The sequence below is a fragment of the Oerskovia jenensis genome (assembly GCF_016907235.1).
Classification (GTDB): Bacteria; Actinomycetota; Actinomycetes; order Actinomycetales; family Cellulomonadaceae; genus Oerskovia; species Oerskovia jenensis.
The window spans coordinates 804,617-818,573 of the sequence record NZ_JAFBBO010000001.1 but is presented as its reverse complement, the minus strand read 5'-3'; the positions used below and the strand labels follow the sequence as shown (position 1 = coordinate 818,573).

The 13,957-nt window shown below is 73.3% G+C and carries 14 protein-coding genes; 11 read left to right on the top strand and 3 right to left on the bottom strand.

The annotated features are described in order from the left end of the window. The first annotated feature begins 65 nt into the window (after nt 1-65). Nucleotides 66-542 (top strand): 30S ribosome-binding factor RbfA, encoded by a 477-nt coding sequence (rbfA, locus tag JOD49_RS03710; protein ID WP_205306021.1) that lies wholly within the window; start codon nt 66-68, stop codon nt 540-542. Between the two features lie 208 nt (nt 543-750). On the opposite strand, the gene JOD49_RS03705 is transcribed toward rbfA, so the two are convergent. Continuing rightward, complete coding sequence (locus JOD49_RS03705; protein WP_205306020.1) at nt 751-2,277, bottom strand: MFS transporter; 1,527 nt, start codon at nt 2,275-2,277, stop codon at nt 751-753. A 77-nt stretch (nt 2,278-2,354) separates the two neighbouring features. Here JOD49_RS03705 and JOD49_RS03700 point away from each other — a divergent pair, with 77 nt between their 5' ends. The 8 genes from JOD49_RS03700 to JOD49_RS03665 all read left to right on the top strand — a co-directional run bounded on the left by JOD49_RS03700 (nt 2,355) and on the right by JOD49_RS03665 (nt 9,624). Further along, entirely contained in the window at nt 2,355-3,065 is a 711-nt protein-coding gene (locus tag JOD49_RS03700) for a TetR/AcrR family transcriptional regulator (protein WP_239525132.1), read from the top strand. Between the two features lie 67 nt (nt 3,066-3,132). Then, nucleotides 3,133-4,095, top strand: coding sequence for a tRNA pseudouridine(55) synthase TruB (truB, locus tag JOD49_RS03695; RefSeq protein WP_205306019.1), 963 nt, complete (start codon nt 3,133-3,135; stop codon nt 4,093-4,095). Between the two features lie 148 nt (nt 4,096-4,243). Continuing rightward, nucleotides 4,244-5,290 carry a bifunctional riboflavin kinase/FAD synthetase gene (locus tag JOD49_RS03690; RefSeq protein ID WP_205306018.1) on the top strand — a complete coding sequence of 349 codons (1,047 nt, stop codon included), beginning with the start codon at nt 4,244-4,246 and terminating at the stop codon, nt 5,288-5,290. Nucleotides 5,291-5,292: 2 nt separating this feature from the next. Then, the gene (locus tag JOD49_RS03685; protein ID WP_205306017.1) at nt 5,293-5,988 is read left to right on the top strand and encodes an ABC transporter ATP-binding protein; all 696 of its coding nucleotides are present in this window, start codon (nt 5,293-5,295) and stop codon (nt 5,986-5,988) included. Between the two features lie 10 nt (nt 5,989-5,998). Further along, nucleotides 5,999-7,684, top strand: a complete 1,686-nt coding sequence (locus tag JOD49_RS03680; RefSeq protein WP_205306016.1) for a DUF6297 family protein — start codon at nt 5,999-6,001, stop codon at nt 7,682-7,684. A 136-nt stretch (nt 7,685-7,820) separates the two neighbouring features. After that, on the top strand, nt 7,821-8,339 hold the full coding sequence (locus JOD49_RS03675) for a flavodoxin family protein (RefSeq protein WP_205306015.1): 519 nt from the start codon (nt 7,821-7,823) through the stop codon (nt 8,337-8,339). A 388-nt stretch (nt 8,340-8,727) separates the two neighbouring features. Then, nucleotides 8,728-9,018: a S1 domain-containing protein gene (locus JOD49_RS03670; RefSeq protein WP_162259224.1), complete on the top strand. Its 291-nt coding sequence runs from the start codon at nt 8,728-8,730 to the stop codon at nt 9,016-9,018. A 33-nt stretch (nt 9,019-9,051) separates the two neighbouring features. Next, on the top strand, nt 9,052-9,624 hold the full coding sequence (locus tag JOD49_RS03665) for a hypothetical protein (protein ID WP_205306014.1): 573 nt from the start codon (nt 9,052-9,054) through the stop codon (nt 9,622-9,624). A gap of 60 nt (nt 9,625-9,684) precedes the next feature. Here JOD49_RS03665 and JOD49_RS03660 read toward each other — a convergent pair whose 3' ends face one another. Both JOD49_RS03660 and JOD49_RS03655 read right to left on the bottom strand, forming a co-directional pair. Further along, nucleotides 9,685-10,440 carry an ABC transporter ATP-binding protein gene (locus JOD49_RS03660; protein WP_205306013.1) on the bottom strand — a complete coding sequence of 252 codons (756 nt, stop codon included), beginning with the start codon at nt 10,438-10,440 and terminating at the stop codon, nt 9,685-9,687. A gap of 48 nt (nt 10,441-10,488) precedes the next feature. Then, nucleotides 10,489-11,598 carry an ABC transporter permease gene (locus JOD49_RS03655; protein WP_205306012.1) on the bottom strand — a complete coding sequence of 370 codons (1,110 nt, stop codon included), beginning with the start codon at nt 11,596-11,598 and terminating at the stop codon, nt 10,489-10,491. Nucleotides 11,599-11,772: 174 nt separating this feature from the next. Here JOD49_RS03655 and JOD49_RS03650 point away from each other — a divergent pair, with 174 nt between their 5' ends. Together JOD49_RS03650 and JOD49_RS03645 are read left to right on the top strand one after the other, a co-directional pair. Continuing rightward, nucleotides 11,773-13,227 carry a sensor histidine kinase gene (locus JOD49_RS03650; RefSeq protein WP_307822365.1) on the top strand — a complete coding sequence of 485 codons (1,455 nt, stop codon included), beginning with the start codon at nt 11,773-11,775 and terminating at the stop codon, nt 13,225-13,227. Between the two features lie 24 nt (nt 13,228-13,251). After that, the gene (locus tag JOD49_RS03645) at nt 13,252-13,893 is read left to right on the top strand and encodes a response regulator transcription factor (protein WP_205306011.1); all 642 of its coding nucleotides are present in this window, start codon (nt 13,252-13,254) and stop codon (nt 13,891-13,893) included. The last annotated feature ends 64 nt before the right edge of the window (nt 13,894-13,957 follow it).

The window sequence follows — 13,957 nt, the reverse complement described above, 5'->3', positions numbered from 1 at the left end:
CGGCCTGAATGGTGGCCTACCGAGAACTGTTGTCGGAGGGCCACACCTGATGAAAGGACTGGACCATGGTCGACAAGCCCAGGGCTCGGAAGCTCGCTGACCGCATCAAGGTCATCGTGGCGCAGATGCTCGACACCCGGATCAAGGACCCCCGTCTGGGGTTCGTGACCATCACCGACGTGCGCGTGACCGGTGACCTGCAGAACGCCTCGGTGTTCTACACGGTCTACGGCGACGACGAGGAGCGGGCAGGGACCGCCGCGGCGCTCGAGAGCGCCAAGGGCATCATCCGTTCCGAGGTCGGCAAGCAGACGGGGATCCGGCTCACGCCGACCCTCGAGTTCCACCTCGACTCGGTGCCCGACACCGCGGCCCACCTCGACGTCGCCCTCCACGAGGCAGCACGTCGCGATGCCGAGCTCGCCGCGCTGCGCGAGAAGGCCACGTACGCCGGCGATGCCGACCCGTACAAGAAGCCCTCCGCGGAGGACGCGACCGAGGCAGACGGGTCCACGGACTCCGACGAGGTCGCGCCCGCCTGACGGCGAGCCGCGCACCCGGCCGAGCGATCGGGTGGGTGCTGCACCACGAGCACACGAACGGCCGGTCCCCTCAGGGGACCGGCCGTTCTGCTGTCCCGGTCCCGGTTCGGGTCCCGGTCACGGACCCGGGTCCGGGGGAACCCGACCCGGGTCTGGTCCGACGGGTCCAGGACCCGGCGCCGGACCGGACCCGTGCCGGCGAGGTGGGCTACGCCGTCGGGCGGGCGGAGCGGCGCGGGAGGAACGTCGCCGCGACCGCGCCGAGTCCCACGCTCGCCGCGCCGACCCACAGCGCCGCCGGCAGGCCCTCCGTGAACAGCTCCGGGGTCAGGGCCCCACCGGCCGCTTGGAAGACGGCGACCAGCACCGCCACGCCCAGGGCCACGCCGATCTCGCGCAGCGTCGAGTTGGTCGAGCTCGCGGTCGCGTTGTCGGACTCGTCCATGTCGACCAGGACCGCGGTGGCGCTCGGTGCGAACGTCAAGCCCATGCCGATCCCGGCGAGCACGAAGGCCGGGACGAGCTCGGCGTACGTCGCGCCCGAGGACACGATCGCGAGCCACGCGAGCGCGAGCGTCTGGAGGGTGAGGCCCGTGACCAGGAGCGTCCGGATCCCCAGCCGGGGCGCGAGCATGCCCGCGAGCGGCGCGACGAGCATGGGGGCCGCGGTCCACGGCAGGGTCCGCACGCCGGCCTCGAGGGGCGAGAGCCCCTCGGCGATCTGGAAGTACTGGATGAGCAGGAAGACGGCGCCGAACATGCCGAGCGAGAACGCGAAGCCGGACACGTTCGCGACCGCGAAGCTGCGCGAGCGGAACAGGCGCAGGGGGACCAGCGGCGAGCCGCCGAGGCGAGCGAGGCGCCGCTCCCACGCGACGAACCCCACGAGGAGGAGGATCGACCCGACGAGCAGCGAGAGCACGACCGCGGACGTCCAGCCGTCCTCGTTGCCGCGGATGATGCCCCAGACCCCCGCGAAGACCCCGGTCCCGGCGAGCGCGAGGCCGAGGAGGTCGATCGGACCGCGGCGACCGAACGACTCCCGCAGCGCGACGAACACGAGCGGGACCGCGACGAGTGCGACGGGCACGTTGATCCAGAAGATGGCCTCCCAGCTCATGCCCTCGACGACCGCCCCGCCCACGAGCGGGCCGAGCGCGACGCCCAGGCCCGAGACGCCGCCCCAGATCCCGATCGCGAGCGCACGCCGCGCCCGGGGGACGGCGTCGGCGATGAGGGCGAGGGACAGCGGCATGATCGCGGCGGCGCCGGCGCCCTGGATCGCGCGGGCCACGATGAGTGCGGAGGGGGTGTCAGCGAGCGCGCACGCGACCGACGCGAGCGTGAACACCGCGATGCCGACGACGAAGACGCGTCGGCGCCCGAACCGGTCGCCGAGCGACGCGGCGACGAGCATGAGCGTCGCGAACGCGAGCGTGTAGGCGTTGACGAACCACTGGAGCTGCTCGACGCTCGGCCGCAGCGCGCGGGCGATGACGGGCAGGGCCCCCGTGACGACGAGGTTGTCGAGCGTGGCCATGAACATGGGCAGCGAGGCTGCGACAAGAACCAGGGCGAGCGGCCGACGGCGGCGCGCAGCGGGGGAGCGCACGTCGTCGATCGCGGTGGTGAGGCCCGCGGGCAGGGGCCCGCCGGTGCCCGTGCCGACGTCGGAGGACACGCCGGCAGGGGTCGTGACGGCCGGTGGCCGATCGGGTGGGGCGGTCGTGGACATGACGACTCCTCAGTTCGGTAAGCATCGGATGATTACTACGACTCCGACGCTAGTTATCAACTGATAACCTTGTCAACATGGAGAGCGCACCGAGCTTCGAGCGGTCCCCGGCCACGGGCGCAGGGGTACCGGGTCGCCGCATGTCACGCGACGAGCGGCGAGAGCAGATCCTCGACGCGGCGACCGCGGTGTTCGCCGCGGGCGGGTACGCCGGGACCAGCACCGACCAGGTCGCCCGGGCCGCAGGAGTCTCCCAGCCCTACGTCGTGCGGATGTTCGGCACCAAGCACGAGCTCTTCGCCGAGGTGTTCGACCGCATCGGCCGCCGCATCGTCGGGACCTTCTCCGAGGTGCCGCGCGGCCCTGAGGCAGCGGCCGAGCTCGGCGCGGCGTACGTCCGCCTCCTGGCCGACCGCAACCTCCTGCTCGTCCTCATGCACGGCTTCGCGGCCGGGGCGGACCCGGTCTTCGGAGCACGGTCGCGCGAGATCTTCGTCCAGATCTTCGAGCTCTACCAGGACCGCACGGGCGGCACGCTCGAACAGGCCCGGGACTTCCTCGCGCAGGGCATGCTGCTCAACACCCTGCTCGCGATCGGCGCCCCCGAGCACTTCGGCGACGACCCGCGCCTGGCCGAGCTCATGCTCTGCGCCTTCGGCGAGGCGCTGCCCGCGGTCGACCCGGCCGCGCAGGCAGCGGACGGGTCCGGCGGACCGGGCGCCGATCCGGGAGCCGCAGACCAGGCCCAGGGCCGGGCCGCGCCGCGGCCGGAGTCCGGCCGGCGCTGAGACCGGCGCTCACTCCGTCGACCCACCCCCAGACCCTCACCTTCCGACCCCGAGCACGAGGACCACGATGACGCACGACCAGAAGCCGGTGCGCGAGCGCCGCCCCACCGCCCCCGACGGCCTCGTGATCGTCGACAAGCCCCAGGGGCTCACGAGCCACGACGTGGTGGCTCGCCTGCGCCGGCTCGCGGGGACCCGCAAGGTCGGCCACGCGGGCACGCTCGACCCCATGGCGACGGGCGTCCTCGTCCTGGGGATCGGGCGCGCGACCAAGCTCCTGACGTACGTCGTGGGCGCGGACAAGGAGTACACCGCGACGATCCGGCTGGGCTCCGCCACGACCACGGACGACGCCGAGGGCGAGACCACCTCGCGCGCGGACGCCTCGGCTGTGACGCGCGAGGCGATCGACGCGGGCGTCGCGCTCCTGACCGGTCCCATCGAGCAGGTGCCGAGCTCGGTGTCCGCGATCAAGGTCGACGGGCAGCGCGCGTACGCGCTCGTGCGCTCGGGCGAGCAGGTCGAGCTCACAGCCCGCCCCGTGACGATCTCGCGCTTCGACGTCCACGAGGTGCGGCCCGTCCCGGCCGTGGCGCCGGACGACCTGCCCGCGCTCGACGTCGACGTCACGGTCGTGTGCTCCTCGGGGACCTACATCCGGGCGCTCGGCCGCGACCTGGGGGCGGACCTCGGCGTCGGGGGACACCTCACGGCCCTGCGCCGCACGCGCGTGGGCGGCTACGTGCTGTCCGGCGCCTCGACGCTCGACGAGCTCGAGGCGCAGGTCGAGCGCGACGGCGTCCTCGCGACGCTCCCGCTCGCCGACGCGGCCCGCGCGACGTTCCCGGCGCGCGACCTGACACCCGAGGAGCGCACCGCGCTCTCCTACGGCAAGTGGATCGACCCGTCCGCGCAGGACGCCACGACGGCCGCGATCGGCGACGACGGGTCGCTCGTCGCGCTGGTCGAGAACGTGGTGCGCGAGGGCAAGCACAAGGCCAAGCCGGTGATCGTGTTCGCCCCGGCGTGAGCACGAGCCTGGACCGCGGGTGACCGCAGGCCGGTTCGATGGGGAACACCCGGGCGAGTCGTGGCAATCTTGACCAGGCGCGCCGTGGGCGCGCGCCGTCGTCGGGCCTGCGAGCGGGCCCGCCTCACACCCATCTCGAGGAGTACGCGTGCACCTGTGGACGGACCTGGACCAGGTTCCGCCGGGATTCGGACCGTCGGTCGTGACGATCGGCAACTTCGACGGCGTCCACCGCGGCCATGCCGAGGTGCTCGGCCGCATCGTGTCCCTCGCCCGGGAGTCCGGCTCCCAGGCCGTGGCCGTGACGTTCCACCCGCATCCCGCGATGGTCCACCGGCCCGAGCAGGCGCCCGAGCTCCTGACCGGTATCGCCGACCGTCTGGAGCTGCTCGAGGCCACGGGCCTCGACGCGGTGCTGCTCGTCGAGTACACGCTCGACTTCGCGCGGCAGAGCCCTGAGGAGTTCGTACAGACCTACCTCGTCGAGGGCCTGGGCGCCCGGACGGTCGTCGTGGGTCACGACGTGCGCTTCGGACGCGAGAACGCGGGCAACCTGGCGACCATGATCGAGCTCGGCCGGACGCACGGCTTCGAGGTCCGGGCGATCGACGACGTCGGGACGGTCGCGTCGGTCGCCGTCGACGCCGGCGTGCCCAGCGGACGGTGGTCCTCGACCGAGATCCGCGGCCTGCTCACGGACGGCAAGGTCCGCGAGGCCGCAGCGCTGCTCGGACGCCACCACCGCCTGCGCGGTGTCGTGATCCACGGTGACGCGCGCGGACGTGAGCTCGGGTTCCCCACGGCCAACCTGGGCGCGATCAGCGGCATGGTCCCGGCCGACGGCGTGTACGCGGGCTGGCTGCGTCGTCCCCAGCTCCTCGCGGCGGACCCGGGGAACCGCGACGGCGTGCTGCCCGCGGCCATCTCGATCGGCACCAACCCCACGTTCGACGGCGTCGAGCGCCGCGTCGAGGCCTACGTCCTGGACCGCACCGACCTCGACCTGTACGACGAGGAGGTCGTCCTGGAGTTCGTCGAGCACCTGCGTCCCACGCTGCGCTTCGACGGCATCGACGCGCTCGTGGAGACCATGCACGACGACGTCGCGCGCGCCCGCGTGATCCTCGCCCCGGGCGCGGGGACGCTCGCTGCGCCTCGCGATGACGGCGCGTCCGGCGCAGGGGGAGGGGAGTAGCCGTGGCGAGCAAGAAGCAACCCGTGCTCGAGACCCGGGCGCTGCGCGTCGGGTACGCCGAGGCGCCCGTGTGCGCACCGGTCGACCTCGCCGTCCACCCGGGCGAGCTGTGGGCCATCATCGGACCCAACGGCAGCGGCAAGTCGACGCTCCTGCGCGCGCTCCTGGGAGTGCTGGCGCCGCTCTCGGGCAAGGTGCTGGCGTTCGGCCGCGACGTGGACGAGCGCGAGCGCGACTTCCGCGCCAAGGTCGTCGGGATCCTCGACGACGACGCCTACTTCCCCGGGCTCACGGCCCGTGAGCACCTCGTCCTGACCGCGCGCGGCCACGGCGTCGCCGGGGCCGGCGAGGTCGTCGACCAGCTCCTCGACCGCTTCGGCCTCGCCGACCAGTCGGGGGCCATGCCGACCGAGCTGTCCTCGGGGCAGCGTCGACGTCTCCTGCTCGCGGCCGGGTTCGCCCGCCCGCGCGAGGTCCTCGTGCTCGACGAGCCCGAGCAGCGGCTCGACCCCGGGATGCGCGCCGACCTGGCCCGGATCCTCGTCGAGGAGGCCGGGCGCGGAGCCGCCGTCGTGTTCGCGACGCACGACCCCGACCTGGTCGAGCGCACCGGCGCCCGCGGGCTGCTCGTCGGCGACGACGAGTGCCTGCGACTGGGTCACCAGGCAGCGCTCACCGCGCTCGCCCAGGTCCGTTGAGGGCCCGGCGATGAACGCGGCACAGGGCAGGGGCAAGAAGCGGTCGCACGGCGCGAAGCAGGGACCCCACGGGCCCGGGGGTGACGCGACGCACCGCGCGGCGCCCGAGCCCGTGACGCCCGAGCCCGTGGTCGAGCACGCTCCGTTGCCGCTCCTCGTCGCGGACCCCGAGGAGGAGTTCTCCGGCCGGGAGATCCGGCGGCTCACGGCCCGGGTCACGGCGTCGCGAGCCGACGCAGGGCCCGGGCAGCTCATCGGGGACATCGCGTACGTCGTGGTGTCGGTCGCGATCTCCGTGCTGTTCGTGATCGGTGCAGCGAACGTGCTGCGCGAGACGATCTTCGTCGAGCCCGTCGACGGCCGGGCCGCGGTCCTGACACCCGCCACGATCCAGGCACTGGCCTCGGTCGCGCTCCTCGCGCTCCTGACCGGCATGGCGGTGCGGCTGGGCCCGCTCGGGACGGGCAGCGCGGGCGTGCGCTGGTGGGTCCCGATGCCCGTCGACCGGCGCGGCCTGCTCACGCCGTCGTACTGGCGCGGGGTCGCGGTCGCGGTCGTCGTCGGGGCAGGAGGGCTCGCGGCCATCGCGCTCGCCTCCGGTGCCGATCCCGGTGTGGCCGGTCGCAGCGCGGCCCTCGGCGCCGCGGCGGGCCTGCTGCTCGTGGGGATCGCCGGACTCATCCAGCCGCGGACCCGGGTGGCCGCGACGGTCGCGCGGGTGAGCGACGTGCTGATCGCCGCGGTCCCGGTCGCGGGGGTCGTGCTCGTGGTGGCGGGCTGGTCCGACCTGCGCGAGCTCTCGGTCCCTCCGTGGGCGATCGTGGTCGTCGGTGCCGGCGCGCTGGCCCTCGCGGTCGTGTGGTGGCGCCGGCTCGAGGCGCTCGGGGCCCAGGTCCTGCGCACGCAGAGCGCGGTCGCCGACCAGGCGGGCGGAGCGATCCTGTCGCTCGACACGCGTGAGCTCGGTCGTGCGCTGAGCCGAGCGGGCTCGACCCGTGGCGGCAGGGCCCGCAGGCCCTCGCGCTTCTCGGTCGTGCGCGGGCCGGTCTCGGCTCTCGTCGCGGCCGACCTCACCCTCCTGCGGCGCAGCCCGTCGGCCCTCGCCCAGCTCGTGGGGCTCACGGCGCTCGTGATCGTCGCCCAGCAGGTGCCCGCGTTCGAAGGCGGGTTCGGGCTGTTCGTCCTGCTCGTCGTCGCGGGGTTCCGCGGGGCCCAGCTCGGCGCCGAGGGGGCACGCACCGCGGAGATGGTGCCCGCCCTCGACGCGATGATGCCTCTGTCCGCGCGCGACGCGCGGCTGGCCCGGACCGCCGTGCCGGCCCTGACCGCGCTCCTCGCGCTCGTGGTGGGGGTCGTGCCGCTGGTGCTGGGTACGGGGGAGTGGCTGTGGTTCGCCCTGGTGGTCGTCGTCGCGGTCGGCATGGGCGCCGCAGCGATCCGCGGCGCCTACCGCAAGCCACCGAACTGGTCCGGCCCGCTCATGGCGACCCCCGCGGGCGCGCTGCCCACCGGCGCGACCTCGATGATCGCCCAGGGGCCCGACGTCGCCGTGCTGAGCGCGATCCCGCTCGGCATCTGCCTCCTCGTGGGTGCGCCCACGCTGACCCTCATCGTGTTCCAGGGGATCGCGGTGTGGATCGCGCTGGCCGTGGCCTCGCACGTGCGGGCCACGGGGGCCAAGCCGCTGCTGGGGTGACCGGGACGGGCCGGACCGCGTCGGACCGCGCGCGACGCGTCGACCCGGGTCCAAGGACCCGGATCGTCCGGACCAAAGGTCCTGGCGGTGGGGGTGCTCCGCGAGCAGCCTGGAACTGACGACGGGAGCGGGAGCCATGGAAGCAGTCGTGATCTACGAGTCGATGTTCGGGAACACTGCCGAGATCGCGCGGGCGGTGTCCGACGGGCTGTCCGAGCAGGTGGACGTGCGCACGGTCGAGGTGTCCGCGGCAGCGCCGGGAGACGACGTCCTCGGGGCCGACCTGATCGTCATCGGCGGCCCCACGCACGCGTTCGGCATGTCTCGCCCGGGCTCCCGCGAGGAGGCTGCCGGGCGACGGCCGGCCAGCCCGGTCGTCGAACGAGGCATCCGCGAGTGGCTCGCCGCGCTCGCCGACGGCGCCTCGGGGCGGTTCGGGGCGACGTTCGACACCCGGGTGAAGACCGTCAAGCACCTCCCGGGCAGCGCCGCGCGGGCGGCCGACCGGGTGGTCCGCCGCAGCGGGCTCTCGCCCGCCGGCTCGCCGCACTCCTTCTACGTCGAGGGCATGGAGGGGCCGCTGTGCCCGGGCGAGGTCGAGCGGGCGCGCGAGTGGGGGTGTGAGCTCGGCCGGACGGCGCTGGGGACGCGGTAAACGCGCGTCCGGTGCTTCAGACGACGCTCCGAGGCGGGCGTGTCGGGCGATAGAGTCGCTCCGACCACAGCATGAGGCACCCCCGTGGAGAAGCTCTTCGACTCGCCGGGGCGAGGGGGCCTGCCGATTCGGGGGATGTGTTGCAGAGGTTTGAGCAGGATCCGTCGTGGGATGGGCGGTCGGGCGGGGACGAGATCTTCAGCGTCAGTTGCGCGCACACCTTCGGTCTCGGCGTCCTGATCGTCACGCATGGCACCTACGCTGATGTGAACCCCCACCGCTTCACGGAAGGCCGAAATGCTGCCCCCGACGCTGCGCGGCTCATTGGAGAGATGCGGGCAGGTTGATTCTCCGAGAAGGGGTGGCATGGCAGCTTGATCGGAGGATGATGAGTGAGCAGTTGAGTGCGGATGAGCAGCGACTGATCGGCTCGCTGATGGAAGGGGAGGTCATTGCGGTGTTCCGTTGGGGGATCATCCTGAACCTCGGACTTTCGCGCGTTGGACTCACCGACGCCCTATATATTGATGACGGAGATCACTACCAGGTGGGTGATCGTGTCCGCGGTTACCTGGATTGTTTCGACGAGCAGAAGAACAAATTCATCTTCAGGCCCCCTCATCAAGTCTCAGTCACGGAGCGTCTCGAGCGATCTCGGCGCCTGAGGGACGGCAGTTAGCGGTCACGTGTCACACTACCGAGTGGCACGTGCGTGGTGTTCGTTCTTGACGGGGCGGCGATGGTGGTTCTCGGTGCCAACCGTCTCCGAGGAAACCCCGGCCGGATTGGTGAGCGCGGGGAGGTGAGTTCAGTGCTCGCAGAGAAACAGTCGTGCCTCGTTCCGTGGGACAGGCTCCGCGCTGGCGGGGGAAACGCCAGCGGTGTGGGGGAAGATCTTCGAATGCTCCTGTTCGCCGAGGGAGATGCGGACGACGGTGCCTACGAACGGTTGGACAACGAGGTCGAGTCGCAGGGTGACCTGTTTCAGTGTGCCCCGGCGGTCGTCTCGGTGATCGTTGCGGCTGTCGCTGAGGGGTCGATTCCGGCGGCGAACCTGGCGTCCGTGTTGGACGTCCTCGGTCGGGTCGTCGCTGGCTACCCTGATCGGGACGAGGTTGCGGCGGGCAACGGTGATCCTCGTGAGCAGTGCCACGCCGAGGCCATGAAGGGCTACTGGTCCCTGCTGCGGGTGGCGGTCGAGCGGGATTCCTTCAATGCCTGGCGAGTGGCGCGCGACGTGGTGTCTGCGCTGGACGAGGAGCACTCGCGGCGGATCCTGAAGTAGGTCCGCTCATCTGGGACGAGGGTCCTGTGACCGTGTGGTCGTAGGGCCCTCGTCCTCGGGTCAGGCGCCCAACGACGCGACCTCGCCCGCCTCCACGAGCCGCCCGTCCGCCAGGTGCACGCGCGCGTCGACCGAGTCGAGGGTGGCTTCGTCGTGGGTCACGACGATGGTCGCGGCGCCGGTCTCTCGGGTGAGCCGGGTGACGAGCTCGATGATCTGGACGCCGCGCGTGTGGTCGAGCGCGGAGGTGGGCTCGTCGACGAGCAGGACCTCGGGGTTGTTCATGAGCGCGCGGGCGATCGCGACGCGTTGGCGCTGTCCGCCGGAGAGCTGGCCGGGGCGCTTGGCGGCCTGGTCGCGGAGCCCGACGGCGTCGAGCAGGTCGAGCGCCCGGTCGCGGTGCGCCGAGGGGCGCTCGCCGCGCAGGTGACTCATGAGCTCGAGGTTCTCGAGCGCGGTGAGCGACGTGATGAGCTGCGGCTGCTGGAACACGATCCCGATCCGGTCGCGCCGCAGCCGCGCGGCCTGCGACGACACGGCCGAGGCCGCCTTCCGCGAGCCGCTCGGACGACCGGTCGCCGAACCCGCGGCACCGGCCGGCGCGTTGACGACGTCGCCCCCGATGCGCACCTCGCCCGCGGTCGGGGTCGTGAGCGTGGCCGCCACCGCGAGGAGTGAGGACTTGCCCGAGCCCGACGGGCCGAGCACCGCAGTCGTGGTCCCGGCGGGGACGGTCAGGGAGACGTCGTCTACCGCGGTGACGGTCGACTCGCCGTCGGGGTAGACGAGGGTGATGTGGTCGAGGGTGAGGTCCATGGTGTGCCTTTCAGGAGCAGCTTTCAGGAGCAAGGAGCTGGGGTCGCCTCAGCGGGCCGCGAGCGCCGCGTGCGGGTCGATGCGCGTGATCCGCAGGATCGCCGCGACGGCGCCGACCGTGCCGAGGACCACGAGGATGAGCGCGGGCAGGAGCGTCGTGGCGGGGGAGACGACGACGGGCATGACCTGGGCCGCGAGGGCCCCGGCCCCGGCCGCGAGCGCGGTCCCGACGCCGACGCCGAGCACGAGCAGGACGAGCGCCTGGCCGATCGCGTCGCGCAGCAGGTAGGAGGTCGAGGCGCCGAGCGCCTTGAGGACGGCGATGTCGCCGGCCCGGTTGATGGTCCACACGGTGAAGAACGCGCCCACGACGAGGGCCGAGATCGCGAGGAGGAAGCCCTGCATCATGGTGAGCGACATGTTCTCGGCCGAGAACGAGCTGACGGCGGCGCGTGCGCCCATCGGGGTCAGGGTCGTGGTGCCGGTCTCGGACTCGGCCGCGGCGAGCGCGGAGTCGCTGGGGTCGCCGGTGAGGGCGACGACGGTCGCGACCTCGTCACCGGACGCGCCGCCCCCACGGGCTCCGACGGTCTGCCAGTCGGTCAGGTCCATCCAGACGACGGGCGTGTGCGAGAAGTCGGCCTGGGTGTCGAGCACGCCCGCGACGGTCAGGGTCAGCGAGCCCAGGGCGACCTCGTCGCCCTTCTGGGCGCCCAGGTCGTCGGCCGCGCCGCTCGACAGCAGCACGCTGCCGGGGGCGGCCTCGGCGCCGTCGGGCACGAGACCCGAGCCCGGCCGTGAGCCGAACGCGGTGACGGCCGCGGTGGTCCCGGCCTCGCCGTCGGCGCCCGCGGTGACCGAGGCGCGCGTCGTCGCGATCCCGAGAGGTTCGGCCGAGGAGACACCGTCCACGCCGGCGAACGCCTCCCACTGCGTGGCGTCGACCTGGGACTCGGTGAAGGACGGCTTGGCGTCCCCGGTGACGGTGAACGCGAGGCTGTCGACCGGGAGGTCGGTGATGCCTGACGTGCTCGCGCGGGCCAGGCCCGCGGTCAGCGAGGCCAGGAAGCCCACGAGGAACGTGATGAGGACGATGACGGTGGACATGAGGACGAAGCGTCCCCGGGCGAAGCGCAGGTCACGCAGCGCGACGAACATCAAGAGCCTCCGGTGGTTGGCGTGGAATCGATCTGCGTCCAGCCTCCCGCTGGAGGGGCTCGCGCGGATCGGGCCCGTGGATGCTCCTGCCCGGCCAGGAGGTGGGGCCGAGGATCAACCTTTCGATGGATCGCGCGCGGCACGTCGCGCCCGCCGCGTGGCTAGGGTGGCGATGTGAAGCCTCGCGCCGTGATCTCCGCAGCCCTCGGGCTCCAGATCGCGCTCGACGTGCTCCTCGTCGCCCTCGTCGGGCTCGCGGTCGGCTCCCGCTGGGCCGAGGCCCTGAGCGCCGGTGGCCTGGACGCCGGGGCATGGGGCGCGCTCGCGTGCGGCCTGGCGCTCCTGGCCGTCTACGGCGTGGGGCGCTCGCGGATCAACGTGCGCGACACCGCGGTCGACGCCCCGCGTGGCGCCTGGTGGCCCACGGGAGCGTGGGTCTCGGCGCTGATCGTGGGGTGGGCGCTGCTGCTGCTCCTGACCCCGGTCGCGCTGTGGATCGCGTTCCCGCTCATGTTCCTCGAGATGCACGTGCTCGGACCCCGCCGCGGGATCGTGGCCGTGGCGGCGACCACGGCGTGCGCGATCGGCGGCGCGATCTTGGGCGGCCAGCAGCTCGTGGGCTCGATCCTGGGCCCGACGTTCGGCGGCCTCGTCGCCATCGCCGTCGTCCTCGGCTTCGAGACGATCGTGCGCGAGTCGCAGGGCCGCCAGGAGCTCATCGACGACCTCGTCCGCACCCGCGCGGACCTCGCGGCCTCCGAGCGCGAGGCCGCGGTCGCGACCGAGCGCGAACGCCTCGCACGCGAGATCCACGACACGCTCGCGCAGGGCTTCTCGTCGATCGAGCTGCTGCTGCGCGCGGCGGACGCTGCGCTCGAGGAGGTCGAGGCGCCGGGAGCGTTCACGGAGGGAGCCCCCGGCCCGACGGCGGCACGCGCCGCGCGCGGCTACGTCACCCAGTCACGGCTCGCCGCGCAGCAGAACCTGGCCGAGGCCCGCCGCTTCGTGCGCGACCTGTCTCCGGCCGACCTCGAGTCCGCGACGCTCGTGGGTGCGCTCGAACGGGTTGCCGACCGCACGACGCTCGCGGCCGGGGGAGTTCTGACCGTGACGGTCGAGGCCTCGGGGCAGCCACGCCCGCTGCCGGTGACCGTCGAGACCGCGCTGCTGCGCATCGCCCAGTCCGCGCTCGCCAACGTCGTCCAGCACGCCGCCGCCACGCGAGCCGCGGTCACGCTCAGCTTCCTCGGGGACGCCGTCGCGCTCGACGTGGTCGACGACGGTCGCGGGTTCGACCCACGGCTGGTCGCGGCGACCGGGCGCGCCGTGGCGGCTGGCCGGGCCCCTGCCGACCGGACCGCTGCCGACCGGACCCACGCCGCACCGGACCCGCTCCGGGACGCCCCCTCCGCCGTCGGGCCGGAGGACGGCGGCGACAGCGCGGCAGCAGGGGCGGCGCCTCCACCCCGCTCAGGGTTCGGGCTGACCGCGATGCGTTCGCGCGTCGCCGAGCTCGGCGGGACCTTCTCCCTCGAGAGCGCGCCCGGCGAGGGCACGGCGCTCGCGGTCCACCTGCCGCTCGACCCCGCCGACCCCGCCGACGCCTCCGGCGCCGTCGAACCACGCTGACCACCCGCCACCCCAGGAGCCGCCATGACCCTCGACGGGACCATCCGCGTCGTGCTGACCGACGACCACCCCGTGGTCCGCGCGGGCCTGCGCGCCGTCGTCGATGCCGAGGCCGACATGGAGGTCGTGGACGAGCTGGCCACGGCCGAGGAGCTCGTCCGTCGGGTAGGGGCCGGGCTCGAGGCCGACGTCGTGCTGCTCGACCTGCGCTTCGGCGAGGGCCGCATGGGCGGCGCGCAGGCCGCGCGCGAGGTCACGCGCCTGGGCGGGCCGCCCGTCCTGATCCTCACGACCTACGACTCCGACCAGGAGATCCTCGCCGCGATCGAGGCCGGTGCCACGGGCTACCTGCTCAAGGACGCGCCGACCGACGAGCTGACCGCCGCGATCCGGGCGGCGGCCGACGGACAGGTCGCGCTCGGGCCCAGCGTCCAGCGCAGGCTGCTCGGGCGCATGCGGGCCCCCGGCGTCTCGCTGTCCCTGCGCGAGCTCGAGGTGCTCGGGCTCGTGGCGCAGGGCTGCTCGAACGACGAGGTCGCGCGCCGGCTGTTCCTGTCGAAGGCGACCGTGAAGTCCCACCTGGTGCACGTCTACGAGAAGCTCGGGGTCGACTCGCGCACGGCCGCGGTCGCCGAGGCGCGCCGGCGGGGGTTGCTGGGGGAGTGAGGCCCGACGGCCCGGGGAGCATCCCGGTACGCTCGTGCAGGTACCAAGCTCGCCGTCCCGCGAG